This window comes from Anabaena sp. FACHB-1391, assembly GCF_014696755.1.
GTDB lineage: Bacteria > Cyanobacteriota > Cyanobacteriia > Cyanobacteriales > Nostocaceae > Dolichospermum > Dolichospermum planctonicum.
Genome location: NZ_JACJQS010000046.1, coordinates 1 through 26,335, shown reverse-complemented (window position 1 = coordinate 26,335; position 26,335 = coordinate 1). Strand labels below are relative to the sequence as shown.

Sequence of the window (26,335 nt, the reverse complement as noted above, 5' to 3'; positions counted from 1 at the left end):
AGCCCAAAGACTCCCCACCCGTCTTTTATTCTCTGTTTTCTATGCCTAAGTCCATGTACTGAATATACAACTTCTGCAACGGTGAGTCAACTGTTTGTTACAAAAACTTACACTAATTCTCAGAAAATTACTAAGCTGTACTGCATTTAATTTGTATGATTATAGCGGGCAAGATGCCCGCGCCACAACATCTAGCCAGGTTAAGATTATTAAATTTAAATGGGTAAGAGCTTATTAAATTCTGCCATGATACCTTTGCTAAGGCTTTACAGTAATTTAACGGTTTCTTTAGTTAGAAGCATGATCTACCTAATGTAGACACGGAAAACAATTATTCCACATTATTTAGTTACGGTTGGGGTTTCCAAATCCTGTTTCTCTGGTTTAGGGTAAACAGTTACCCAGTCCAAATACTGAATTGGCGGAAATAACTCTACCCTTGCTACTGAAGCCGGGAGTTTCTTTAAATCTAGAGATTTAATTCTACCTATGGCTAAACCAGCCGGGAATTTCTGACTATAAGTAGATGTGGACACTAAATCACCTACTCTAGCATTAGGGACTTTTTCGTAAAACTCTAAGACCCCTTCTGCCGAAGAATCACCCTGTAAAATCCCTTTAGCTGAAGTCCGGCTGATAGTCACTCCCACTTGACTTTTCAAATCACTAACTAACAATACCAGACTAGTATTATTAGTTACACTTTCTACCAAGCCTACTAATCCACCATCAGCTTTAACAATAGAACCTTCTTGAATACCCGATGTTGTCCCCCGATTTAAAATCACTTGTTGCCACCAGTTATCAGCACTACGTCCCACCACCCGTGCTATAATTGGCTTTTGCTCCCCGGATTCTTTCTCTGTATAACCCAGTAAATTTTTTAATTTTTGATTTTGGCTTTCCAGATCAACTATGCGGGTTCGTAATTCTAAAAATCTCGCATCTTGGATACTTTGCTCAGGAATTGTTCCCGACTGTAACATCTGTAAAGGGCTAGTTATTCCTTGATAAATTTCACGCAATAAAGCACCTTTTGTTTCTCTGATTGTCCACGCACCACCTAAAACTAGCGCTAATAACCCTATTTGTAATCCTTTGTATTCCCACCAGCGTCTTGCAGTTAACATAAAATACCCGTATATATTTCTATAAATTATGTAAAAGTAAATGATTCAAAAGTTGCAGGAACATGACTAACTCCAGTTTGAGTGTTCCTATGCCAAAATTCCGTTAGTAAAGTTTTTCCCCTGTGGTGCTTGTGATAGTGCTACATGATGTTGTCCATACTCCTGGATACTTTCTATCAAAAATTTATCAAAAAAAGAAGGATTCTATAGTTAGTTGTTCATAAATACAGAATCCAGTATCCTTAACTAACTGATTTTTGTTACATATTGCGAGAACGTCCGCTGAATACTCTCTCCAACTGCTTGAAGTTTTCTAATACACGACCTGTTCCCAAAACTACACAGCATAGAGGATCTGCTGCTATATGGGTAACAATACCTGTCTCATGACTAATTAAAGTATCCAGTCCTTTGAGTAATGCGCCACCGCCCGCTAACATGATCCCGCGATCAATAATGTCTGCTGCCAGTTCTGGCGGTGTGCGTTCTAGTGTGCGTCTCACTGCTTCTATAATTACTGCCAGTGGCTCTACCATACTTTCCCGAATTTCAGGACCTTTGATGGTGACAGTCCTTGGTAAGCCAGAAAGCAAATGCAGTCCACGGACTTCCATTATTTTATCATTATCATCTTCGGTGGGATAGGCCGAACCAATCCTAATTTTAATGTCCTCAGCAGTACGTTCACCAATTACCAGATTATGAATTTTCTTCATATAATGAATAATTGCTTCCGTCAGTTCATCTCCAGCAATGCGTACTGACTCGCTAATTACTGTCCCTTGCAGACTTAATACCGCTACTTCTGTTGTTCCACCTCCGATATCAATAATCATATTACCAGTGGGTTCGGCAACTGGTAGTCCAGCACCAATGGCCGCTGCAACTGGCTCATCAATCAAATATACTTCTCTGGCACCAGCTTGAGTAGCTGCATCCATTACGGCTCGTCTTTCTACTCCTGTGACACCACTAGGAATACCAATCACAATGCGGGGTAACATCAGGGATCTACCTTCATTTACCCGCTGAATAAAGCTTTTTAGCATCAACTCCGCCGTATCGAAGTCAGCGATCACACCGTCACGCAGGGGACGCAGAGCTACTACATTACCTGGTGTCCGACCGAGCATTTTTTTTGCTTCTTCTCCCACTGCCAGCGCCACTTTGAGATTTTGATCAATGGCAACTACGGAAGGTTCTTGCAGGACAATTCCTTTACCTGATACATAAACTAGGGTATTGGCTGTACCGAGGTCGATACCCATATCCCATGATGGACGAAAATTCCTGAAAAGACCCACGCGTCTGTGTTCCCCCTATTTATGCTAATTGTGACTATCAAGATAAGAGTTAATAATGACGGATTAGATGATGTTTATTTGCCTGATTCCAGTAAACTAGACTATTTTTTTATCTAGCTTTTGTCAATCTTGATTTTAGTTCCAAGACTTTTGTGTGGTATTTTTTGAATATCACTCGGTACAACCGGATAACTTTTTTAATGCCAATTATTTTTTGATTTTTTTGATAGACTTAATTGTGAAGATTGTAACAGACTTTTAATAATTTTACAATTAAACCCCATCTAGTTTGAAACCCACAGTTTTTTCTGATAGCAATTCCCATTAAAGCAAGGTACAAAAATTTATAATTAAATGCAGATCAACACCGATGATTTTGTACTTAATTAGACTAGGAAACGGTATAATCGCTATTGATTCCCAAAGCCTCTACTCTTCCCTTTTCCCTGTTCCAGGCTTGAAAAACTCCAGTTCTCAACTCGGACGAGGTTTAGTTATTATATATAATATGAATCATACAATACAAATGTACCAAAAGGAAAAGCTATGAGCATTAATGTTGTTACCCTTGTTGGTCGTGTAGGTGGCGACCCAGATATGAAGTATTTTGAGTCGGGTACAGTTAAATGTAGATTGACTTTAGCAGTAAATAGAAGATCCCGTAACAACGATAAGCCAGACTGGTTTAATCTAGAACTCTGGGGAAAAACTGCGGAAGTTGCCGGTAATTATGTCCGTAAAGGTAGCTTGATTGGGGTTAAAGGTTCTTTGAAATTTGATTCCTGGAGCGATCGCCAAACCGGAGTCAATCGTTCTAGTCCAGTTATTCATGTAGAACAACTAGAGTTACTCGGTTCTAAGCGTGATAGTGAAGGTGGTATGTCTGATATGTCTCCAGATAATTTTTAATCTACAGGACTTTCCGCTGATTCTGTCTATATATTGAGAGTATTTCTGATTATAACAAATCATGGAAAACTCTCATAAGACTATTTCTATAGGAGATGCCAGTAAAGAAATTGGAATTTAAGTAGGTGTTTTGGAGAGTTTGGTAGAAATGCTCAGTGAAATAATAAACTGGGGAGTCAAACCCAGATGAGCATATTTTTGCTAACCTTGGCAAGAATGCCATTGTCTAGACTACATAAATGATGTTTTTTGTCAATGCCTACTCTCGAATTTCATCGTTGAAAAATTATCATTTCATTACCAACAACTGGACTACGGGCAATTATTTTCTCTTGAGAATCAACAATTTTTAAATGTGTGAAATTAATCTCTTGGGAACGTTGTAATATGTCCGCAGCTAGTTTATCCTGTTGAGAGTTTTCTAAACTGTACCAAACATCACTAATTTTTAGAGTTAAATCGCTGGTACGGAAATTACCAACTATAGGTTTTATCAGTTGAGAAACAATATTTTTATCTTTGGTATTCTTTACAGAAACGCTAATTTCTGAAAACTGGTTTTCAATTGCTACTAGTAAACTTTCTTCTGGTGTTAATTCCCTAATTGGAGTTGGTTTGGGTTTGGGTTCTATAATTGGAGTTGGTTTGGGTTTGGGTTCTATAATTGGAGTTGGTTTGGGTTTGGGTTCTATAACTGGAGTTGGTTTGGGTTTGGGTTCTATAACTGGAGTTGGTTTAGTAACTTCCTCAACTGGAGTAACAATTGCGACTTGAGTAGATGATTTAGGTATAAACAAAAATGTAGTAATTCCTATTGTCACCAGAAAAATTACCGCAAAAATTCCTGTCAGAACCAAATCTGACACATTATTAGATATACTTGATGGTAAGAATAAGCGAAATGTCCTTAAAAATCCATCCCAACGAGATAAAAAATTAATTTTCTTCCCACTAGTATCCTTGGGTGTTTCTGTCTCCAATTTGACCATAGTGGTTTCTAAAACACCAATTGTTCCCCGCAAAACTTGGATAATTACCGTCTTCCAAATTGGTTGATTTTTTTTGTACAGCGTGGTTACGGGTTCATTTCTTGATTTTGGTGCGTTTTCTCCTGACATGGAACTTTTACCCAAATTAGTGAATCAAAAACATACACAAAAGGGAATAGATAATATGAATATTAAACGCCGTCAATTTTTGTTTTTAAGTGGAATTAGTGTCATCACATCTGGATTTTTAGATGGGAAGTTATCATCAAATTCTCTCATAGAATCAGCAACAGCCGCTAACCCCATTAAAAAAAATTTAAAAAAAGATTTATTATTGCGTTTTGTATCCGTTGCTGATACGGGAACTGGTGCCAAAGGTCAGTATGCTGTCGCAACTGCTATGAATTATTATCATCAGCAAAATCCTTATAACTTAGTAATTTTAGCTGGTGATAATATTTATAATAATGGCGAAATTGAGAAAATTAATCAGGTTTTTGAACGTCCTTATCAACCTTTATTGCAAAAAAGTGTCAAGTTTCATGCTTGTTTAGGTAATCATGATATTCGCACTGATAATGGTGTTCCTCAAGTGAAATATCCTGGTTTTAATATGCAGGGACGTTATTACACATTTACTCAAAATCAAGTCCAGTTTTTTGCTTTAGATACTAATAATAATGCAGATTGGCAAAATCAATTAATTTGGTTAGAAAAGCAATTAAGTATCAGTCAAGCACCTTGGAAAATCGTATTTGGTCATCATCCCATTTATTCATCTGGTCATTATGGTAGTAATATAAATTTTATTAACACTTTTACTCCTCTATTTAAAAAGTACAATGTTCAACTTTATATTAATGGCCATGAACATAACTATGAACGGACTCACGCTATTAATGGAACTACCTATTTAATCTGTGGTGCTGGTGCCGGTAATCGTCCTGTAAGTCCTTCTCAATTAACAGAATATTGCACAAGTAATTTGAGTTTTGCTGCTTATAATGTCTACCCAGAGAGAATAGAAATCAGTGGGATTGATACTAATAATCGCGTTTTTGATCAAGGTATAATTAGGGCTTGCTGATAGCCTGCGTGGCCTAGCCATAAAGTTATGATAGCGTAGCGTGACGTAAGTCATAGAGAGGTGCTACGCCACGGGTACAGTATTTTGAATAGTTTGATTGTAGAAAAATTGATTTTGAGTGTTCAGTAAGTGCATGGTTTTTCATCCTTACAGGTTTTATTCCTTGTATCTTTTTCACTTCTTATTTATCTTTAACTGTTTTCAGATAACGGTTTTAGGTTTATTCAGCAACTCCTAATTATTGATTTGTCAAAACTGAATTTAGTTTATCTTGGTGTTCTTTAGGAATGTTTTGAGGGGCAGAGATTTTTAGTAGAGATTCATCAAATTCAATATTGGGTATCTGAGCAAGAACACCTAAATGTTCGCCATTTTTGAGACGTTGTTTTTTGCATTTAGCTAAAGCCATTAAAGTTTCACGTTTTTCACCAACACACTCAAATGGTTTCTCAGCACTTGGGTCGAATAAACGTCTCCAAACTTCTTCTAGTTTTGTAAAACTGAATAAGTCCTCTCCCACTACCTGCTTGGCAAAAGAATAATCTGTGACGGCTTCGATTAAAGCATAAGAAAAAGCGCATTTTGGACAGTTACAACACCATCGAACGTCTCCTGAATTCCACTGTGCCTCGTTACATGAGGTAAGGCTATTCAGGATGGTTTTTTTCCATAAAGATAGTTGATTAACTGTAGCGATTGAGTAACTTTCTTCGCAGATACTAACATACCTAAATGGCAAACCTTTTTGCTCTAAAAAATTATTAAAACGTTCTATATAAGCTGTTCCCTTGGCACTTTGATGATTGACTTCTCGCCCCTGATATGTAGTATTAGATTCATTAGAACTTTTATCATTTGCTAAGACCAGAAAGCGATGTCCCTGCTGTACTGCAATGATCATCATAATGAAAAGAGCATTAGTAATAGTAGGATCGTTACGAACGCCTTTATAACCAAAATGTGTAGCTGGATCTTCCTGTGGATGAGCTTCTATTTCCCACAGGTGACTTTGAGTTTTAATGTAATCAAATACTGGAAACTTTTGTAGCCAGTTGTTGCCTAATATTCCTCCTGCATTGTGTAAAGTAAATGCTTCCATAGGAAGATTACATTGCTGCATCCACTCAAATGCAAATGTACTTTCTTTACCCCCACTAACGGCAAGAAGATAAGTATCTTTGACGGATGGAAACCAAGAATTTTCTATAGAATTTAAACAAAATTCTATTCGAGGCATTTTATCCCAATCCCATTTTTCCAGGTAAAACTTTTGCTGAAGATACCAGTAAATATCTTCATTCCACCAATCTGATTCCCATTGAAGACAGCTATACCAAGTTACTTTGACTGTCTCAGGGGTGCATATTTCACAAAGGCGATAAATTTCTGCCATTGCTATCCCGATTAAAATGGATGGGTGAGTTTCTTCTATATTTTCAAATATTGGAGGAAAGTCAATGTAATAAAAATGCTGCCAGTTATCAACTATAAACGGAAAAATAAGCTTATACTTTTTCCAGTAAGGTGCTTGAGAATAAATGACTGAACAAGTCGGAGATTCTCCAGTTGCCATGTATTGGATCCGCGACTCATGGTATCTACTCTTAAATGTTTCACTACGGTTCATGTTTTTAATAGTAATTGGTTTGAATCAAAATATGACAATTTTATCTTGATCTTTATCTTGATCACAAGTAGGGCAAAAAAGAAACTCTCTCATTGAGTGAAAGAGTGTTTAAATGTGATAGCTGTGAGTTTAAATCCCAAAGGCATTGGAATGCAGCTATTAATTTGTCAAAAACTGTCAGTTAGGCAGTGTTAGCCTGTGAACTGGGTAAGTGCAGACACAGGGGGAAGCACGAAGTAAAAGAAGCTCAAAGTAGATTTGAGTAGGTTTTATATAACGGCAAGAAATAAATCTCCATTACCTATTACCTATTACCTATTACCTATTACCTATTACCTACTATTTAGTAATGGTTAAGGTTGATACCAGCTTCTTTAGCCATTGCTTCCAAACCTTTAGTTTCTAAGGTTTTAATAGCTTTAGTAGAGAGTTTCAATTTTACCCAACGGTTACCACCTGCCCACCAAATCCGCTTACTTTGGAGATTAACGTGCTGTAAGCGGTTTGTATGACGGTTAGAGTGAGAGACGGAACAAGCATTATTGGCTTTTTTACCAGTTAGTTCACAACGACGGGACATAATAAATATCTCCTAGAGTTTTATTTTAAGACAACCCTTCTATTATATATACTCATAACCTGAATGGCTAAAATTGTTCCCCGAACAGGAAAACAAAATTTGCTATGCTGGTATAGCATTACAAATATCCCCTCAATATATCAGGAAAAGAGTTATTTACGCATCCATGACAAACCAAAAGAATTGAGAACAGATTTTTTCCGAATCAATATATAACCGTTAATTACTTTTCCCAAAACCGAAAATTGAAAGTTGCAGACTCCCGACGGAAACGCCGAATAGGTTTTTTCTTGCGTCTTTTAGCGGCTCTATCACTAGGCTGTTCTGTGTCTTCTTCCACAATTTCCTCAGATAATTGAGTTTGTAACGCTTCCTGACTGCGCCACCAAGCAATTATCCAGCCACCACCAACACCAGCAATACCGCCGAACAAAATACTCATGGGTGCTGAATAACCCAAGAAAAGACAACCCAGCATGAAAACTAACCAATATTTCAAACCAGCATCAATACCATCATTAGAGGCTACAGTAGTAGCCTGGGGGTTATTCTCATTTGCAAAAGTAATCCACCCCAAGGTGACACCACCCATGATACCTATAAATAAGCACAGAGGTACTGAAGCACCGGCAATTCTGGAGACAATGAATAAAAACAACCCGAATAGTAATTGAGACAGGAAGTTAGGTGAAGATGAGAAAATATCGCCGAGAAAATTATTTTTTGGTGCCATAAAATTAAGAGTCAGGAGTCAGGAGAAAGAATAATTATATCTCGTTATCTCATGTATATCGTACCCATACCCTGTATGGGTACAAAGAATGGGATAAGTGGGTTTTACTTGTGTAGACGCGGTTAAAAACCGCCCTTTTAATCTAGACAAAAATTAAATCAATCCTGATAATTGCGCTTCTAATGGTAGAGTTGTATCTACAACCGTTAGATAAGATTGTTCTTGATCTGTAAATGGTTGAGATTGGTTAATTTGGGATGTTAATAAATCAGCAGTAGCATCAGCAATATCACCAGTGCGGTTCAGCAGCCTTTGTGTTAGAACTTCTACTGGTGCGGTGCAATTGATGATATATAGAGGTAGTTGATGCTCTGTAGCTTGAAAAATAGCTTCTTCCCGTAAATCCTGACGATCATATTTAGCATCTAAAATTACAGACCAGCCTTGATTAGCTAGTATAATTCCCAGTGCTAACAATCGGCTATAGGTTTTTTGTGTCATTTCTGGTGTATAAATTTCATCCCCACCTCTTTCTAACAAAGAAATTCCCGCCAAATGCTTACGCACAGCATCAGAACGGAGATGAACTGCATTGAGTTTTCGGGCTAAATACTTAGCTGTGGTACTTTTTCCAGCACCGGACAACCCGGACATCAAAATCAGTTTTCCCCGTTGCGGTTTAGTATATTCCCAAGCTTGATGATAATATGCAGATGCAGTTTTTGCCGCTTCTTCCTTCACTGTATCAGGTACACTAGGATCATCTAACAAAAATGAATTTACCTTAGCCCGCACATAAGCCTGACGGCTTAAATATAAAGGTAAGACCTGTAAACCTTCCCAGTCTCCAGTTTGCTCTACATAAGCATTTAAAAAGGCATTTCCTAAATCCTTACGTCCTCTGGCCTCAATATCCATGACGGTAAAAGCTACATCATACATAACATCAACGAAGCGAAAAGGCTCGTTAAATTCTATACAGTCAAACAACATGATTTTATCATGCCAGAGAGCAATATTTCGCAGATGTAAATCCCCGTGACCTTCGCAAATATAATTATTGTCAATTCGGCTTTTAAATAATTCTGGATTTTGGACAAAGAAATTATCCGTATATTGTTTTGTTTCCTCAAACTGCGCTTGTGTCTGAGGTCCACCAATATATTTTTCAGCTTGCTGATAATTTTCATCAATAGCCAAACGCACTTGTGAGACTTCCCCAAAACTGCGAATGTAGTCATTAGTGTGTGCTTGAGCATGGTATTGAGCCACAACCCGTCCTAATTCTTCTAAGTTGCTTTCCTGTAAGTTCCCAGCAGCGAAAAGTTCACTAAATAGGGATTCTTGGGGAAATTGACGCATCTTAATAGCATATTCTACAGCTTCTCCTGTACCACCTAAATGGTATTCTTCACCCACGCAAGTTAAAGGTATCACTTCTAAATATAATTCACCAGCACCGCGTTGATTTAAGCGCAACTCCTCCTCACAAAAATGTTTTCTTTTTTCTAAAGTGGAAAAGTCTAAAAAACCGAAATTAGCTGGTTTTTTCAGCTTATAAGCATAATCTCCAGTTAAGAGGACATAAGAAATATGGGTTTGAATTAGTTGAATTGGTTCGGTTACACCATGAGGATAAAATCCAGGTTGTAACATTTGTTCAATTAAAGCGGGAAGATTTGTTTCTGTCATTGGTTTGTTGTCAGTGGTCAGTAGTCAGAGGGATTTTGATAGTCTTTTTCACAAAAAAACCAGGTTTAACCCTGGTCTTCTTAGTTATTATTACCTAAATTCTAGCCTTTAGTGCCAGCGAAAAAACTTAAATGGTAAGGTGTACCTTTAGCTGGGTGAATCTGAACTTCACGAATTACAGTTGTACCAGTCCATTCTAATTCAGGAATGCTTAATTCCACTTCGGTTTGATTAGGAGCAGCTTGCTTGAGTAAACGTTCTACAACTTTAGCGTCAAGAACTAAAGAAATTGATTCAGTTCCGTTGTGACCGTACAAATTAGCGGGAATTAAGCCAGAACGGCGCAAAGCTCTGGGTTTGCTACCTTCTGGACGGGTTTTAGATTCGAGTGTAATAGCCATACTATTTTTAGATGTTAGATGTTAGATGTTAGTTGTTAGATGTTAGTAGTCAATTATCAGTTATTTTACTACTGACCACTGACCACTGACCACTGACTAAACGGGAGTACCATTTGGATGCAACAGAGCGCGTTTTGGACCGTGAATAGGGTCTTCTACAATGATAGTCTGATCACGACTTGCTCCCAAAGAAACGATCGCAATGGGGACATCCATCAATTCTGCTAAGAATCTTAGATAGTCTAGTGCTTGCGGTGGTAACTCTTCGAGGGTACGACAGTGACTTGTTGACACTTGCCATCCTGGTAAGGTTTTATAAATAGGACGACAACGGGTGAACATCCGGGCGCTAGTGGGGAAGTGTTCGCAACGTTCACCATCAATTTCATAAGCTACACAAACATTAATTTCCTCTAATTCATCGAGAACATCAAGTTTAGTAATAGCAATACAATCCATGCCGTTAATGCGAACCGCATAGCGTCCAATTACCGCATCAAACCAACCACAACGACGTTTGCGCCCCGTAGTTGTGCCAAATTCCGCACCGCGATCGCCTAATAAGTCGCCAATTTCGCCATTTAGTTCCGTAGGGAATGGGCCTTCTCCTACCCTTGTAGTGTAGGCTTTGGATACACCAATCACCCGATCTATCATTGTCGGTCCTAACCCACTGCCAACGCAAGCCCCGCCAGCCACTGGATTAGAGGATGTAACATAGGGATAAGTCCCGTGATCCAAGTCAAGTAAAGTCCCCTGTGCGCCCTCAAACAAAATATTTCGTCGTCTTAAAACCGCATCATAGATTTGTAACGAAGTATCAACCACAAAAGGACGCAACCGTTCAGCATAACCTAAATACTCCTCAATTACCGCTTGCGGATCAAGGGGCGGCAGATTATACAGCTTTTCCAAAATGGTATTTTTATAGTTGATCGTCCACTCCAATTGCTCACGCAGTCCATCGGCATCCATCAAGTCTAACATCCTGATGCCTGTCCGTTCCGATTTATCAGCGTAGGTCGGTCCAATACCTCTACCAGTTGTCCCGATTTTATGATTCCCCCGCACTTCCTCCGAAGCCTTGTCAATCATCCGATGATAAGGCATGGTGACATGAGCCGTTTGTGAGATCAACAAGTTAGCCGTGGAAATATTTAATTGTTCTAGTTGATCCAGTTCTTTGATTAAAACCTGTGGGTCTATGACTGTTCCACAGCCAATAATACATTCGGTTTTTGGATATAAAATACCAGAGGGGATTAAGTGCAGCTTAAACGTCTGACCTTGGACTACGATTGTATGCCCAGCGTTAACTCCTCCTTGGTAACGTACCACCACATCTGCGGAGCGGCTGAGTAAGTCAGTTATTTTACCTTTTCCTTCATCGCCCCACTGGGCACCTATGACAATGACGTTAGCCAAGAGATTATATTAAAGGGTAAAGTTTCCACAAATTATCACTTCTAACAGATTTTTTATCTTTTGTCAAGGATTTAAAAAACTTTTGCTTTTCCCCGGACTATCCATAATTTAGGGGATAATGGCGGGTCACGCTGCGCTAACCCACCCTACTACTTTTTTGTGTCGGTTGTCGCTTAACCCTTTTCAGGAGCAACTCGCCTGTATTCACTCTTACAAGCGAGATGGCATAAATAGTCCAAAAATAAAAATCTGGAATTTAGGTTTTATCCAGCTTTAAAACAGCCATAAAAGCCTCCTGGGGTACATCAACTGTACCGACAGCCTTCATCCGTTTTTTACCTTTGGCTTGCTTTTGTAACAGTTTCTTTTTCCGGCTGATGTCGCCACCATAGCATTTAGCGAGGACATCTTTTCGCATAGCCGGGATATGTTCACTAGCAATGACTTTAGCACCAATGGATGCTTGAATGGGGACCTTGAATTGATGACGGGGAATGAGTTCTTTCAATTTTTCCGCCATTGCTCTCCCGACATTATAAGCTTTATCTCGGTGGACAATCATGGCTAAAGAATCTACTGGATCACCGTTAATCATAATATCCAATTTTACCAGGGGATTTTCCCGATAACCAATCAAATGATATTCCATACTGGCGTAACCGCGAGAACGGGATTTCATTTGATCAAAAAAGTCGGTGACAACTTCCGCTAAGGGCAATTCATAGGTAAGTGTAGTCCGTCCTTGGGTAAGATATTTCATATCTTTGAAGATTCCCCGACGGTTCTGTGACAACTCCATTAAAGAACCGACGTAGATTTCTGGAGTAATCATTTCTACCTGGACGTAGGGTTCTTCAATTCTCTCCCGTTCATTGGGGCTGGGTAAACGACTAGGATTATCAATGTATAATTCCTCACCTTTATTGGTGACGACTTTGTACACCACTGAAGGCGCGGTAATGATTAAATCTAGATTATACTCCCGTTCTAGGCGTTCCTGGACAATTTCCATGTGTAGTAATCCCAAAAACCCGCACCGGAAACCAAAACCCATGGCGCTAGAGGTTTCTGGTTCATACTGTAACGCAGCATCATTGAGTTCTAGTTTTTCTAAAGCTTCCCGTAGGTCTTCAAACTGATCTGCGTCTATGGGAAACATACCACAAAATACCATCGGGTTAGCTTCTGCATAACCGGGTAGAGCCTCTGCCGCTTTGTTCTTACATAGAGTAATAGTATCTCCTACTCTAGCATCAGCTACTGCTTTAATAGCCGCGCCTAAATACCCCACTTCTCCAGCGTGAAGCTCTTCTACTTGCTTTTGAGTCGGTGCCAGAATACCTAACTCATCAATGACATATTCTTTACCTGATGCCATTAAGTAAATGCGATCGCCTTTTTTCACAGTTCCATCCATAACCCGGAAGTAAACAATTACACCCCTGTAGCTATCGTAGTAACTATCAAAAATCAAGGCTCGGAGACTTTCATTGATAGTATTAGCTGGTGGGGGAACTCGTTCGACAATAGCTTCTAATATCTCAGGAATACCAATTCCCTCCTTAGCAGAAGCTAAAATTGCCCCACTACAGTCTAAACCAATAATTTCTTCAATTTCCCCAATTACTCGCTCTGGTTCAGCCCCTGGTAAATCAATTTTATTTAAAACCGGGATAATTTCTAGATTACTCTCTAGGGCTAAATAGACATTGGCTAAGGTTTGTGCTTCTACACCTTGGGACGCATCCACAACCAGTAATGCCCCTTCACAAGCAACAAGAGAACGGGACACTTCATAGGAAAAGTCCACGTGACCAGGGGTATCAATTAAATTGAGAACATACTGCTGACCATCCTTAGCAGTATAATTCATCCGGGCCGCTTGCAGCTTAATTGTAATGCCGCGCTCCCGTTCCAAATCCATGTTATCCAGAAACTGCTCCTTCATCTGTCTATCTTCTACAGTACCAGTGGCCTGTAGTAAACGATCAGCGAGAGTTGATTTCCCGTGGTCAATGTGAGCAATAATACAAAAATTGCGAATGCGATCTGCGGGAACGTCAGTCATATACCATTTTTGCCCTCAAGCAAACCAAAGTGAAACTATTTACTTCATGTATTTTAACTCAAGTTGCTAGTTATCTAGTTGAGACTGGTAATAGGTAATGGGTAATTGGTGATAAAATCCCTGTTTTCAGGCTGTTTAATCCTTAATTTTCGACATCTTAATTCTGACACCGCGCCTAACTAGCAACTTACGTTATTATGTTAAATCTATTTATAGCTCCTAGTGATGCTGACTTGGCAGCCTACAATTAAATAGGCACAGATTATAAATATCATAACTGATTGATCACGGTTTCGAGAAAAAAAATTCACAGTATTTAAGCCCATGAATATGCAAGAACAGCCTAGAAATACAGATACCGGACGCGCTGACAAAAAAGAAATCGCGCTCCATTTAGATTCTGAATTAATAGAACAAATTCAACATCTCACCAATGATCCCAGTAAAGTGATTGAGGTAGCTATCCGTCAATGGCTACGAGGAGATTTTAACAGAGATGATGAGTTAACACGTACCCCCGTCCGCACACCTATTCCCCCTCGCGGTGAATGGAATGATTAGAACTACTGGGTCAAATTTAACGCATTGAATGTCAGAAAACTCAAAAATCCACCATTCAAAAACGTAGAAAATGTCAAAGTTTATGGGAAAATACAAGTAGCTGTAGTATCAGCACAATGGAAAGCAGTTTGTAGCCCCTTGTCTATCCAACTCGGTTAATGACTATTATTGCCAATACCCAATTTCTGAACTTAATTCCGCCAAATCTGGAATTTACACCTCTGAGTACAGATGGTTTATTCCCAACTCTGGGAGCGGAGTTGGTGTACACACAAGATAGTTCTGGTCGTTATCTACATTTTCATTGGGATCACAGCGCATATTTAGGTTGTGATACTGAGAGAATAGTTGACTTCCTGAATGAGAATGATAGCTTTGCTCCGGTAGATAAAGTTGTTTATCTAGAACATTTACACCGGATTTTAAGCAGTTCTGTACCAGAAAGGGTGAAATGTTGGTTTAAATGCAATATTGAATTATTCGAGTTGGAATTGACAATTACCCCCATTTTACCCCAATTTGGTCAACCGATAACTACAGTTTTGGTGATGGGTAGATTGTTACCATCAAAAATTAACCCTCATCCAGTCAACCAGTCAGTGAAAAAACTGACATCAATTGAGTCGTTTTTGCGATCGCAGCGACACCAAAAGTTATTAACTAAAATCAGCAAAAATATCCGCCAAATCCTAGATTTAGATGTTATTTGGCAAAAAACAGTTGATAGTTTAGGAAAAACACTCAAGCTAAAACACTGTATTATTTGTCCTTGTGAACCTACTAGTAAAAAAGTCCGGGTAATTGCTGAATATCTTCAGCCGGAAGAAACTTCTATACTTGGTTCGGAAATAGACATATCTTCTGAACCAGCTTTTGCTCAGGCCTTAGCTACCTTAAAGCCTGTGGTCATGGTAATTGCAGATGATCATCAGTCTCAACAGTACAAAGTTATGGCTGTTGCTACTTATTATCAAAGTCAAGCTAATAGTTTACTTGTTCTCAGTTTTGCTCATGAATGCTACCAATTGCAACAAGCAGAATTAGAATTAGCTAAAGAAGTAGCAGAACAAATAGGAACAGCGATCGCTCATGCTAATTTATATAAAGTAGTAGAAAAATATCAGCAAAAAGCTGAAGCAGCCGAACGTTTAAAAAGTGAATTTCTATCCAATATCTCCCACGAAATTCGCACCCCCCTTAACGGCATAATTGGCTTTTTACAGCTAATTTTGGCAGGAATGACGGATCACCCAGAAGAACAAAATGAATTTATCACAGAAGCCCATCAATTGTCTTTACACCTTTTAAACATCCTGAATAACATTTTAGATGCCGCCAACATCGAAACAAGCAAAATAGAGTTAGACTTTTCACCAGTTAACCTCAAGGATTTATTTCAGCATATTGAACATCTTACCCGTCCTCAAGCTGAAATCAAAAATCTCAGTTTCCAGATGGAAATACTGACAATCTCTGATAAAATCCTTGTCCAAGGTAACTATCAAAGATTATTACAGGTAATGCTGAATTTGGTGGGTAATGCCATTAAATTTACTCATCAAGGTGGTATCACTGTCAGTGCAGATTTAATACCACACAAACACCCCGCAACAGTCAAAGTTACTGTTACTGACACAGGTATTGGGGTTTCTCCAGACAACCAAGATAAACTATTTCAATTATTCTCTCAGGTTGATGGTTCTCGGACTCGTCAATATGGTGGTACAGGTTTGGGACTGGTTATATCCCAAAGACTAATACAAGCCATGGGTGGTGAGGTACATTTTTATAGTCTTGGTGAAGGATTTGGATCAACTGTGACTTTTACTATACCAGTATATTAACCCCCAATTCCGAAAATCTATGGTTTTTAGGTTAAAAGCAGTTTAATTGCTGAAATTAATTGCTGTCAATGGAGTTAATTTCTTGTAAAGTTTGCCACCCAGCGTACCATTGGGAGTTATCTTGTAATAATTTAGCATTTAACCAAAAGCGGACTTGAGGATCACAGGCTGCCACCATTTCCGCATATACCCACTTACCCTGGTTTTTGCGGTTAACGACCTGAAAATGTCTCCAACCATCAACTTTCTGTTGTGCAGTCCATTTAGAACCAACTAAGTAAGGAAATTTTTGTCTTTTCGTCATTGGTCAGTTGTTAGTAGTCAGTTGTTAAGTTTTATATCAGATATTTCCCATATTTCCTAATTTAATAAATATTTACTAATCCAGGTTTAATTCTGACTCAGAAGGAAGTCACCCTTGTCAATATCTCTTCACTTTCAATTTTCTTCAGCTTTCAGATCCCCTAATTACCCTGATTTTAACATCCTCCTTTTATGGGCAACTTATTGCTGACCATAGGTTTTTCCTAGCATACACCCGAAATTTGTCGAATATGATCAATTGAGATCACAATCAGCAAACACTATGGAATCAATCAATTTTTACATAGGATATTTTTTTTGTCTTTTGAAACTATTTTTATAAAAATACTAAATAAAAATCTTATTTTTGATATTTTTAGAGCTTTTTAGGTAATTAGCAGCTAATTTTATCATAAAATCTTAAATTTTCATTATTAAAAGCCATATATCGACATTTTTTAAATTACAACCCCCTTTGCATTCTGGAGAATTTGCACAATAATGGCACTTACATACCTCACCCATTGCTGGAGCAGAATGGATGCGGGTAAATGTTTGATTTCAAAGTTTGTCAAAAAACTATAAGAGAGGCACAAAAGTGAAACTAGCAGTTTACGGAAAAGGTGGAATCGGCAAATCTACAACCAGTTGTAATATTTCTGTAGCCCTAGCTAAACGCGGTAAAAAAGTGCTACAAATTGGCTGTGATCCTAAACATGACAGCACCTTTACCTTGACAGGGTTTTTGATTCCCACCATTATTGACACCCTGCAAGAAAAAGATTATCACTACGAAGATGTCTGGCCTGAGGATGTAATTTATAAAGGCTATGGCGGTGTTGATTGCGTTGAAGCAGGTGGACCCCCAGCCGGTGCTGGTTGTGGTGGCTATGTAGTTGGGGAAACAGTTAAATTATTAAAAGAACTTAATGCTTTTGATGAGTACGATGTAATTTTATTTGACGTACTTGGTGACGTTGTTTGTGGTGGCTTTGCTGCACCTTTAAATTATGCAGATTACTGTTTAATTGTTACAGATAATGGCTTTGATGCCTTATTTGCCGCTAACCGGATTGCTGCCTCGGTACGGGAAAAAGCCCGCACTCATCCATTGCGTTTAGCCGGGTTAATTGGTAATCGGACTTCTAAGCGTGATTTAATTGAGAAATATATAGAAGCCGTACCCATGCCTGTTTTAGAGGTATTACCTTTAATTGAAGATATTCGGGTTTCCCGTGTTAAAGGTAAAACTCTGTTTGAAATGGCCGAGTCAGATCCTTCTCTTGCTTACGTTTGCGATTATTACCTGAATATAGCTGATCAAATTCTCGCCCGACCAGAAGGTGTTGTTCCCAATGACTCTCCTGACCGTGAACTGTTTTCCCTATTATCGGATTTTTATCTCAATCCTGTCAAAACACAAGCCGTAAATCCTGATGAGGAACTAGACTTGATGATTGTCTAAAACATTTTACCTCTCAGAATGGGCGTATGGCTTTTTTTGATAGTTTTACAGATTCACTCAAGCAAAAGTGGTTGCAATTCTTTCAAGCAAATCGTGAATGGATTACTGTGCTGATGACTGTTGAATCAGTTTACACCCCTGATGGCGGTCAACGACCGTCTTCTTATCTCATTCTAGGGGTGATCAATACTTTAGAACCGAAATTAGCCCAGCTAATGCTTCCCTTTGCTAAACTCAATCCAGATGTGGATAGTTTGATTGAAGTTCTGGGCTTGAATTTTGACTCAGATATTGTCCTTGGTAATCGTCTTAGTCCCAGTTTAGAACAAGAGATATATTCCCGTCACCCGGCTGTGGTCATGGAACATATCTCTGAACCGGAAATTGCTCAGGAGTCAGAAGCAATATCCAGTGGAAAAACCATGGATAATTCCGGTCATGTCTCCCTTCCTCCTGGTTCTAATTTGACAGATACAAGCGATAAGCCGGAAGTTACTGCTCCCGCTTCAGTTAATAGCAATGCTTTGAATGGGATGAATTTATCTGTAGATAATTCCTTTGATGAACTAAGTACATCAGCAAAAAATCGGTTTGATGATGTAGTATCGGACATCTGGGGTGATAAAAAATCCTTGCACCAGGGTGAAGAAAATAACAATTTGTTAATAGAAGAATTGCCATCCGAGGTATTTAATGAATCCGAAATGGCTCGTCTTTTTCCTGACAATTAATTATTGAAAGCGGGTGATAAAAGTCAAAAGTCAAAGTTTATTATTTAATAAATATAATAAATTTAATAAATTTAATAAATTTTGGCTTCTGCCTTTTGACTTAATTTTTCATCCTCAATTATCTGTTTGACAATCTGAAAAAATGAAAAGGAGAATATTAAAATGACCGTTGCTCAACAACCAGAAGCTTTAAATTTTGAATGTGAAACTGGAAATTATCACACTTTTTGTCCGATTAGTTGTGTGGCTTGGTTATATCAAAAAATTGAAGATAGTTTCTTTTTAGTTATTGGCACGAAAACCTGCGGTTACTTCCTGCAAAATGCCATGGGGGTGATGATTTTTGCTGAACCTCGTTATGCTATGGCTGAATTAGAAGAAGGGGATATTTCCGCACAATTGAATGATTATGAAGAATTAAAACGATTATGTCAGCAAATTAAACGCGATCGCAATCCCAGTGTAATTGTCTGGATTGGTACTTGCACTACGGAAATTATTAAAACCGATTTGGAAGGTTTAGCACCTAAATTAGAAGCAGAAATTGGTATTCCTATAGTTGTCGCTCGTGCTAACGGCCTCGACTACGCATTTACCCAAGGAGAGGACACTGTGTTAGCCGCTATGGCTCATCGTTGTCCTGAAAAGTCTCCCACATCCGAAACTGAAAAAGGCGAGCGTAACGCCATTCAGAAGTTGATGAATTTCGGTAAGAAAAAAGAAGATGTAGCCCAAGATGAATCTGAGTACGTAAATCATCCGCCCTTGGTACTTTTTGGCTCTTTACCTGACCCAGTAGTTACCCAATTAACCTTAGAACTGAAAAAACAAGGTATCAAAGTTTCTGGTTGGCTCCCCGCAAAAAGATTTACAGAATTACCTGTGATTGAAGAAGGGTATTATGTCGCTGGTGTCAATCCTTTCCTCAGTCGGACTGCGACAACTTTAATGCGTCGCCGCAAGTGTAAACTCATAGGCGCACCATTCCCCATTGGTCCTGACGGAACACGGGCATGGGTAGAAAAAATCTGCTCTGTATTTGGAATTACACCCCAGGGTTTAGATGCAAGAGAAGCGCAAATGTGGGAAAATTTAGAAGAATACGTGCAATTAATTCGCGGTAAATCTGTATTTTTCATGGGTGATAATTTATTAGAAATTTCCCTAGCCCGGTTCTTAGTTCGTTGTGGTATGACTGTTCAAGAAATCGGGATTCCTTACATGGATAAACGCTATCAAGCTGCGGAATTAGCTTTGTTAGAAAAGACTTGTCAGGAAATGGGTTCACCTTTACCAACTATTGTCGAAAAGCCAGATAATTACAATCAAGTCCAACGAATTTATGAGTTAAAACCAGATTTGGTAATTACTGGTATGGCTCATGCTAATCCTCTGGAAGCACGAGGTATTAATACTAAGTGGTCTGTGGAGTTTACCTTTGCTCAAATTCACGGTTTTGGTAATGCGCGTGATGTTTTGGAGTTGGTAACTCGTCCTTTAAGAAGGAATAATAATTTGAAGGATTTGGGTTGGGATAAGTTGGTAAGAGAAGAAGCGAAGATTTAGGTTTTTTCGGAAATATTCAGGACGGGCTTTTGAGTTCGTCCTTTTTTTATGAAATAACGAACCGCAGAGGCACAGAGGACACAGAGGAAGAGAAGATGAATGTTATAATTTTGGTAAGTTGTTTTTTAAGTGCAGTAGTTAGGAGTTGATTATGAATAAAACTATATCTTTTCAAGAGGTAATTGAATATGTGGAAAATCTTTCTCAAGAAGATCAGGATTTTTTAGTAGAATTAATTAAGAAAAGGAAGATTGAAAAACGTCGTTTAGAAATCGCTAAGAATGCAGAGCAAACTTTAGCCGCTTTGTCAGCAGGTACAGCTAAAAAAGGTACTGTGGCAGATTTATTAAAAACTAAAAAGCCTTTTCCAGTAACTAAATTGGAAGATGTAGCAGGTTGTTTGAAATATGCTGCTGAACCTGCAACACTGGAAGATATGGAAGATGCTATTCGTCAAGCTGTTGAGGAAATTTTTACTAATTCATCAAGTAATGTTGCGGATTGATTAACTGATTGAATACAATAGGTTTTAAAAGTAAGGAGTAAAATTTATGAGAATGTGGTCTTATTTAGTTGTTTCTGTAATTGTATTCGGTGGTGTTAATGCTGTAATTTCACCTGCGAAAGCTGAGGAAGTTTGTAAAGTGACTGACCCTACAGGTACTCCTTTGAATTTAAGAGATGTCCCCAATGGTCGAATTATAAATCAATTGAAAAATGGCAAGGAAGTTTACATTCTTGAAATAACTTATGATAATAAAAGACGACCTTGGGCAAAAATCTCTGGTTATCACAATGGCAAATATAAACTTTGGGGTTGGGTATTTAGAGAATTTATAAGTTGCTACAATCGCTAATTATAGAAGAATTAGCAATTAATACAAGTGTAAGTAAGATACATTTTATAGAGAGAGCTATTAAAGCACAGCGTCCCATTTTTCTAATAGCGTCTGGAAATTATGAAGATTATGAAAGAGAAAATTATGATAATTTATCTGAGTTAGTTATATTCAAAAATGAAAAAATTTACATTATTATAAGTTGTTTTATTCCTTACGGTTTTGAAATTGATCACAGTTATGAACAAAACTATATAGTATATGGAGGTAATTCTAAAATATTCATTGAACCTTACGTTATTCTTAATAATAAACCAGGATTTAAGGAATTTTAAAAAAGTTATTTGACAGTAGGATTTACTAACTGTGAAAAATCTCCATTCGCTCAAATTTTGTTAAACTTAGGAGGTTTTCAATTAATTTAGATTATTTAACTAATTAAATGAGTGGAATAGAGAAGCAACTAACTCTAGACACTAGACATATTGCCAAGCATCTCCCAGACACACGACAAATGCAAAGATTATTGCAGCGAGAAGGGTTTGCTCATGTCTTTAACGATGAAGCAACAATGCTCAGGGTAGCACAAGCCATAATAGAAAATGGCGAGTTCACAGGTATCATTCGTAATCATCAACGATATGGACGCTATTTTGCCAGCGCAATTGGCTATAGAATAGATATTAATGGCAGTCAAATTCCTCTGCATTATGGTGAAATAAAAGTCACTGGAGATAAATATCATGTCATTCCCCGCACCCGACCTAGCCAATAACTGGCAGTTTACAGAAATATGGGTTGACCCTACCTCTGTACCTCCCTATATTTTGATGTTGCTTGGTGACGATAAAAATAATTATTGTATTTTAGATCCTACGGAAAAATACAAAATAGTTTTTGCTTGTTCCAGCTATGAAGAAGCAAAACTTTGGCTACTTGAGGATGAATATGAGCGTGTGGAAGGTCGAGTTTTAGCAGAACAGGTAGCTTAACTTATTTGGGGGTATATATGAACCATCAACTCTATGAACAAGATTTTAATCTGTGGCGAGAAACTCTTATTACACAAATCAAAGAAAAACATTTTCATGATATTGATTGGGAACATTTACTATTAGAACTGGATGATATGGGTAAATCGGAAAAACGGTCTTTTTTGAGTAATTTAACAATTTTAATTGCTCACTTACTCAAATTAACTGTTCAATCTGATGCTCCTGAAATGATGAAAGGAAGTTGGTACAGTTCTGTTACTGAACATCGCTTTAGAATTAAAAAAGATTTACAAGAAAATCCTTCTTTTAAAAATTATCTGCATGAAGTAATTTTTATCGCTTATGCTGATGCTAGAAAACTGGCAATTAAAGAAAGTAAAAATGCTAAATTGGGAGTCAGAAAACCAGATGAATCAGAATATCCTCTTGATTTACCTTTTACTTTAGAACAGTTACTAGATGAAGATTTTTATGGAGATATAGTTGAATAGTTGGTTGGTTTGGGGAACAGTTTTAACCAGGTAATTCTAAAGGTTGAGAAGGAATAATAAACATTAATTCTGCACCTTCTGGTTTTGGTTCTGTAGATGGTTTTAATTGCAACCATTCATGAAAACTAATTCCTAATTGAGATATTGCTTGTATTTCTGTTTGGTAAGATTCAAATCTGTTGTTAGTTTCAATAATTGATTCCATTACTTCAAATACTTGGGGAAGTCTTTGAAAAGCTGCTTGTTTTAATTCATCGTGATTTGGACCAAACCATCCACCTTGCACTTCGATACGATCTAAAATTGCTGGTGGTAATGAATCAATCCATTGTGTATGATCTTTGGCAATTTTAAATAGATTTTTACGTTGATTTTCAAATACAGCATTTTCATCTAAATCCGAATTTATCCATTGATAAATTTTTGCTAATCTCTTTAAGTCTATTTGTCCTTGAAATTCTGGATGTAGATAGACTGCTGGATTAGAAGTAAGCATGATCTCAATGTACTGATTAACCAGTAAGCTTATAACTTTTGTTCCTTCTTGAAAACGACGAATTGCTGTTTCATGTTCTTCTAGTTCTAAATAACAACGAGCTTCGGCAATATAAGCTAAAGATAATGTGAGTATATATTTATCAATTATTTGGCTTTTTTGGGAAAGTTCATTAACGGTGTAATCTTTGTAAATATGTTCTGCTTCTAAGAAACGATTAATAGCTTGTAACGCGCTGCTTCTCCGGTTTTCAATTTTAGTCATTATAAAGCCATTAATCGCTAATTCGACTCCAGCACGGAAGTTAGCATAAAAACTCATATCAATTTTGCGATTGATTTTATTTAACAATTCCTGCGCTTGCTTCAGTTGATTTTCTATCTCATTTAGGCGTTGTGCTATAACAGCAAAACCCATCACAGAAACACCAAGATTGAGAATACTAGCAGCAGTAGATACTTGCAAAATACTTTGAGAACCTTGTAAAGTTTGCCCAATTGAATCTATTTGATTCTCAACACCATCTAAACGCTTATTCACATCAGAAAAACCTTCAGATGCAACGGAGATTACTGAAGGATCAAGTGAATTACTGTCTCGCAACCAAGTTACAATTTTCTTACTTATTACATCTCGAATTACACCCCCAACCCGTTCAAGAGTTCCATCTTGTAAGCCTTTAGCAACCAAACTTGGTAATGCAAAGGTAACTTGAATTGGTAAATTCATAATTTTTCCCTACTTGTAAAAACTTCAACAGCATTATGTATAACAATAAAATTGTATATTATTTGATATTGCAACACATAACCATGCTTAGTTAATTATCCTTGTAGTGTTGTATCTTGACAAGATAGCGAAATGTTTTTTAACATTTGCGTGGTGTGTTGGATAAATACCGCAAAAATGCAACAAGAGCGTTACCGATAACGAGCGAAGCGATCGCAATATGGACTCTATCTTGCCAGCGCAATTGGCTATAGAATAGATATTAATGGCGGTCAAATTCCTCTGCATGATGGTGAAATAAAAGTCACTGGAGATAAATATCATGTCATTCCCCTTTTAGCAGAACAGGCGGCTTAATTTATTCAAATAATAGAGTTAGAATAGAATAAGTACATCTGACTTTATCAGAGTAATTAAAAATTATGCTCAGTGGAATTAAACAAAAGGCTATTGTCGGTAAAGATGGCAAAATCGAACTATCTACCACTGAATTACCAGCAGGGACAGTTGTAGAAGTTATTATCCTAGTTGAATCACCTATTGAAGAAGATGAAACTACCTATCTTCTCAAATCAGAAGCTAACAAACAACATCTACTCAAAGCTATGGAAAATGTAGACAAAGGCAACCTAATTTATGTTGATTTAGATGAATATGAAAAAAGTAGCATTTGAACCAGAAGCTTTTGAACAATTGGGTGAGTGGGGAAAGGAAGATAAAAAAGTCTTTAAAAAAATCTTGGAATTAATTAAAGATATCCAAAGAGAACCATTTTCTCGGATAGGTAAACCAGAACCACTAAAATATGAATTGCAAGGTTACTGGTCAAGACGAATTACAAATGAACATAGATCAGTTTACAAGATAGAAGAAGATTTATTGATTATTCTCTCTTGTAAATATCATTATGATTGATAAAAGATGATTACTGAAATAATGAAAGTAAGTTGGTACAGTTCTATTACTGAACATCGCTTTAGAATTAAAAAAGATTTACAAGAAAATCCTTCTTTTAAAAATTATCTGCATGAGGTAATTTTTATCGCTTATGCTGATGCTAGAAAACTGGCAATTAAAGAAAGTAAAAATGCTAAGTTAGGAGTGAGAAAACCAGATGAATCAGAATATCCTCTTGATTTACCTTTTACTTTAGAACAGTTATTAGATGAGGATTTTTATGGAGATATGTTATAATATGTTATAATATTTAGTTTAAAATATTTATAAATTAGTTATGTCAACATCTATGAAACGTCTTTACTACGGTGATAACTTACAAGTCCTCAGAGAAAATATTCCTGATGAATGTATTGATTTAATCTATCTTGATCCACCTTTTAACTCTCAAGCTAATTATAATATTCTCTTCAAAAATTCTACTGGTGGAAGTTCTGAAGCTCAAATTACAGCTTTTGAAGATACTTGGACTTGGGGAATTGAATCAGAAAGATTTTTAGATGAAATTCAAGATATAAAAGGTGAATTGTATCAATTATTAGATTTATTAGTGAGAACTTTAGGTAAAAATTCTTTATCAGCTTATTTGGTAATGATGGCCATTCGATTAATAGAATTACATCGAGTTCTCAAATCTACAGGTAGTTTATATTTACATTGCGATCCTACAGCAAGTCATTATTTAAAAATGATTTTAGATTTGATTTTTGGAGCGGATAAATTTAGAAATGAAATTATCTGGAAACGTCAAACAGCCCATAATGATGCTAAATATAAATTTGCAGATATAGCCGATATTATCTTATTTTATGTCAAGTCAAAAAATGCCATTTTTAAGCCTCAATATGGAGAAAATGATCCGGAATATATAGCTAAATTTTATAGACATGATGATCATGATGGTCGGGGATTATATCAATTAGATAATATGGCAAGTCCTAACCCTCGTCCCAGAATGATGTATGAATGGATGGGTTTTCCTTATCCTGTAAAAGGGTGGCGATATCAACAAGATACTATGCAAAAATTACATGATGAGGGACGTATTTATTATCCGACAAAACCTGATGGTAGTTTTGATTTTAGTAAACGGCCTCGACTAAAAAGATATTTAAACGAACAAAATGGTAGTATTGTTCCAAATATTTGGACTGATATTTTATCTATTAGCGCCCACGCAAAAGAACGGTTAGGATATCCTACTCAAAAACCTTTATCTTTATTAAAAAGAATTATCCAAGCTAGTAGTAATAAAGATGATATTGTCCTTGATCCCTTTTGTGGATGTGGTACAGCTATCCACGCAGCAGAAAATTTAGGGAGAAATTGGATCGGTATTGATATTACTCATTTAGCAATTGCTTTAATAGAAAAACGATTAAGAGATGCCTTTCCTAACAAATTTATTGAAGA

The 26,335-nt window shown here is 37.3% G+C and carries 29 protein-coding genes and 1 pseudogene; 18 read left to right on the top strand and 12 right to left on the bottom strand.

Translation table 11 applies throughout. The features are described from left to right. Positions 1-341: 341 nt before the first annotated feature. Together mreC and H6F62_RS18065 are read right to left on the bottom strand one after the other, a co-directional pair. Positions 342-1,130, bottom strand: coding sequence for a rod shape-determining protein MreC (mreC, locus tag H6F62_RS18070; protein WP_137907973.1), 789 nt, complete (start codon positions 1,128-1,130; stop codon positions 342-344). Between the two features lie 260 nt (positions 1,131-1,390). Then, entirely contained in the window at positions 1,391-2,398 is a 1,008-nt protein-coding gene (locus H6F62_RS18065; RefSeq protein WP_137907972.1) for a rod shape-determining protein, read from the bottom strand. Positions 2,399-2,980: 582 nt separating this feature from the next. Between H6F62_RS18065 and H6F62_RS18060 the strand changes: the two genes are divergently transcribed. Next, positions 2,981-3,343: a single-stranded DNA-binding protein gene (locus tag H6F62_RS18060; protein ID WP_137907971.1), complete on the top strand. Its 363-nt coding sequence runs from the start codon at positions 2,981-2,983 to the stop codon at positions 3,341-3,343. 272 nt (positions 3,344-3,615) lie between these two features. On the opposite strand, the gene H6F62_RS18055 is transcribed toward H6F62_RS18060, so the two are convergent. Continuing rightward, a complete protein-coding gene (locus H6F62_RS18055) occupies positions 3,616-4,461 on the bottom strand; it encodes a procyclic acidic repetitive family protein (RefSeq protein WP_190372626.1) in 846 nt (281 codons plus the stop codon). Positions 4,462-4,516: 55 nt separating this feature from the next. Here H6F62_RS18055 and H6F62_RS18050 point away from each other — a divergent pair, with 55 nt between their 5' ends. Beyond that, complete coding sequence (locus H6F62_RS18050; protein ID WP_137907969.1) at positions 4,517-5,419, top strand: metallophosphoesterase; 903 nt, start codon at positions 4,517-4,519, stop codon at positions 5,417-5,419. Positions 5,420-5,657: 238 nt separating this feature from the next. Here H6F62_RS18050 and H6F62_RS18045 read toward each other — a convergent pair whose 3' ends face one another. Continuing rightward, the gene (locus H6F62_RS18045; protein WP_137907968.1) at positions 5,658-6,992 is read right to left on the bottom strand and encodes a hypothetical protein; all 1,335 of its coding nucleotides are present in this window, start codon (positions 6,990-6,992) and stop codon (positions 5,658-5,660) included. 143 nt (positions 6,993-7,135) lie between these two features. Between H6F62_RS18045 and H6F62_RS18040 the strand changes: the two are divergent. After that, positions 7,136-7,231, top strand: a pseudogene (locus H6F62_RS18040) (zinc ribbon domain-containing protein); the annotation flags it as partial. A 158-nt stretch (positions 7,232-7,389) separates the two neighbouring features. Here H6F62_RS18040 and rpmB read toward each other — a convergent pair. From rpmB to lepA, 6 genes are all read right to left on the bottom strand, one after another. Continuing rightward, positions 7,390-7,626, bottom strand: a complete 237-nt coding sequence (gene rpmB / locus H6F62_RS18035) for a 50S ribosomal protein L28 (protein WP_137907966.1) — start codon at positions 7,624-7,626, stop codon at positions 7,390-7,392. A gap of 223 nt (positions 7,627-7,849) precedes the next feature. Next, a complete protein-coding gene (locus tag H6F62_RS18030) occupies positions 7,850-8,359 on the bottom strand; it encodes a hypothetical protein (protein ID WP_137907965.1) in 510 nt (169 codons plus the stop codon). Between the two features lie 153 nt (positions 8,360-8,512). Continuing rightward, on the bottom strand, positions 8,513-10,051 hold the full coding sequence (locus tag H6F62_RS18025; RefSeq protein WP_190372625.1) for an AAA family ATPase: 1,539 nt from the start codon (positions 10,049-10,051) through the stop codon (positions 8,513-8,515). 101 nt (positions 10,052-10,152) lie between these two features. Further along, entirely contained in the window at positions 10,153-10,452 is a 300-nt protein-coding gene (rplY, locus tag H6F62_RS18020; protein WP_028083776.1) for a 50S ribosomal protein L25, read from the bottom strand. 96 nt (positions 10,453-10,548) lie between these two features. Next, positions 10,549-11,877 (bottom strand): adenylosuccinate synthase, encoded by a 1,329-nt coding sequence (locus H6F62_RS18015; RefSeq protein WP_137907963.1) that lies wholly within the window; start codon positions 11,875-11,877, stop codon positions 10,549-10,551. A 256-nt stretch (positions 11,878-12,133) separates the two neighbouring features. Then, positions 12,134-13,945: a translation elongation factor 4 gene (gene lepA / locus H6F62_RS18010; protein ID WP_137907962.1), complete on the bottom strand. Its 1,812-nt coding sequence runs from the start codon at positions 13,943-13,945 to the stop codon at positions 12,134-12,136. A 324-nt stretch (positions 13,946-14,269) separates the two neighbouring features. Here lepA and H6F62_RS18005 point away from each other — a divergent pair, with 324 nt between their 5' ends. Both H6F62_RS18005 and H6F62_RS18000 read left to right on the top strand, forming a co-directional pair. Next, positions 14,270-14,506, top strand: a complete 237-nt coding sequence (locus H6F62_RS18005; RefSeq protein ID WP_028082969.1) for a hypothetical protein — start codon at positions 14,270-14,272, stop codon at positions 14,504-14,506. A gap of 158 nt (positions 14,507-14,664) precedes the next feature. Next, a complete protein-coding gene (locus H6F62_RS18000) occupies positions 14,665-16,350 on the top strand; it encodes an ATP-binding protein (protein ID WP_190372624.1) in 1,686 nt (561 codons plus the stop codon). 55 nt (positions 16,351-16,405) lie between these two features. Here H6F62_RS18000 and H6F62_RS17995 read toward each other — a convergent pair whose 3' ends face one another. Further along, positions 16,406-16,654 carry a TIGR02450 family Trp-rich protein gene (locus H6F62_RS17995; protein WP_137907960.1) on the bottom strand — a complete coding sequence of 83 codons (249 nt, stop codon included), beginning with the start codon at positions 16,652-16,654 and terminating at the stop codon, positions 16,406-16,408. A gap of 597 nt (positions 16,655-17,251) precedes the next feature. Between H6F62_RS17995 and bchL the strand changes: the two genes are divergently transcribed. The 9 genes from bchL to H6F62_RS17945 all read left to right on the top strand — a co-directional run bounded on the left by bchL (position 17,252) and on the right by H6F62_RS17945 (position 22,740). Continuing rightward, a complete protein-coding gene (gene bchL, locus H6F62_RS17990; RefSeq protein ID WP_236097119.1) occupies positions 17,252-18,118 on the top strand; it encodes a ferredoxin:protochlorophyllide reductase (ATP-dependent) iron-sulfur ATP-binding protein in 867 nt (288 codons plus the stop codon). A gap of 26 nt (positions 18,119-18,144) precedes the next feature. Further along, the gene (locus tag H6F62_RS17985) at positions 18,145-18,849 is read left to right on the top strand and encodes a DUF5331 domain-containing protein (RefSeq protein WP_190372623.1); all 705 of its coding nucleotides are present in this window, start codon (positions 18,145-18,147) and stop codon (positions 18,847-18,849) included. Positions 18,850-19,011: 162 nt separating this feature from the next. After that, the gene (locus tag H6F62_RS17980) at positions 19,012-20,415 is read left to right on the top strand and encodes a ferredoxin:protochlorophyllide reductase (ATP-dependent) subunit N (protein ID WP_190372622.1); all 1,404 of its coding nucleotides are present in this window, start codon (positions 19,012-19,014) and stop codon (positions 20,413-20,415) included. A 151-nt stretch (positions 20,416-20,566) separates the two neighbouring features. Further along, positions 20,567-20,920, top strand: coding sequence for a hypothetical protein (locus tag H6F62_RS21100; RefSeq protein WP_242026071.1), 354 nt, complete (start codon positions 20,567-20,569; stop codon positions 20,918-20,920). A gap of 46 nt (positions 20,921-20,966) precedes the next feature. Further along, positions 20,967-21,272, top strand: a complete 306-nt coding sequence (locus H6F62_RS17965) for an SH3 domain-containing protein (RefSeq protein WP_190372621.1) — start codon at positions 20,967-20,969, stop codon at positions 21,270-21,272. After that, a complete protein-coding gene (locus tag H6F62_RS17960; protein ID WP_190372620.1) occupies positions 21,257-21,589 on the top strand; it encodes a hypothetical protein in 333 nt (110 codons plus the stop codon). Before H6F62_RS17965 ends, H6F62_RS17960 begins: the two co-directional genes overlap by 16 nt. 107 nt (positions 21,590-21,696) lie before the next feature. Next, entirely contained in the window at positions 21,697-22,029 is a 333-nt protein-coding gene (locus H6F62_RS17955) for a hypothetical protein (protein ID WP_190372619.1), read from the top strand. Beyond that, the gene (locus H6F62_RS17950) at positions 21,998-22,246 is read left to right on the top strand and encodes a hypothetical protein (protein ID WP_168358672.1); all 249 of its coding nucleotides are present in this window, start codon (positions 21,998-22,000) and stop codon (positions 22,244-22,246) included. The genes H6F62_RS17955 and H6F62_RS17950 overlap by 32 nt, the downstream gene beginning before the upstream one ends. Positions 22,247-22,263: 17 nt before the next feature. Next, a complete protein-coding gene (locus H6F62_RS17945; RefSeq protein WP_190372618.1) occupies positions 22,264-22,740 on the top strand; it encodes a DUF29 domain-containing protein in 477 nt (158 codons plus the stop codon). 22 nt (positions 22,741-22,762) lie between these two features. Here H6F62_RS17945 and H6F62_RS17940 read toward each other — a convergent pair whose 3' ends face one another. Continuing rightward, positions 22,763-23,965 carry a hypothetical protein gene (locus H6F62_RS17940; RefSeq protein WP_190372617.1) on the bottom strand — a complete coding sequence of 401 codons (1,203 nt, stop codon included), beginning with the start codon at positions 23,963-23,965 and terminating at the stop codon, positions 22,763-22,765. A 422-nt stretch (positions 23,966-24,387) separates the two neighbouring features. On the opposite strand from H6F62_RS17940, the gene H6F62_RS17935 reads away from it, so the two are divergent. From H6F62_RS17935 to H6F62_RS17920, 4 genes are all read left to right on the top strand, one after another. Beyond that, positions 24,388-24,639: a hypothetical protein gene (locus tag H6F62_RS17935; protein ID WP_028091509.1), complete on the top strand. Its 252-nt coding sequence runs from the start codon at positions 24,388-24,390 to the stop codon at positions 24,637-24,639. After that, complete coding sequence (locus H6F62_RS17930; protein WP_137907954.1) at positions 24,620-24,880, top strand: Txe/YoeB family addiction module toxin; 261 nt, start codon at positions 24,620-24,622, stop codon at positions 24,878-24,880. The genes H6F62_RS17935 and H6F62_RS17930 overlap by 20 nt, the downstream gene beginning before the upstream one ends. Before the next feature lie 6 nt (positions 24,881-24,886). After that, a complete protein-coding gene (locus H6F62_RS17925; protein ID WP_242026070.1) occupies positions 24,887-25,159 on the top strand; it encodes a DUF29 domain-containing protein in 273 nt (90 codons plus the stop codon). Positions 25,160-25,199: 40 nt separating this feature from the next. Further along, positions 25,200-26,335 (top strand): site-specific DNA-methyltransferase (locus H6F62_RS17920; RefSeq protein ID WP_242026065.1); only part of this gene is annotated, 1,136 nt, incomplete at its 3' end.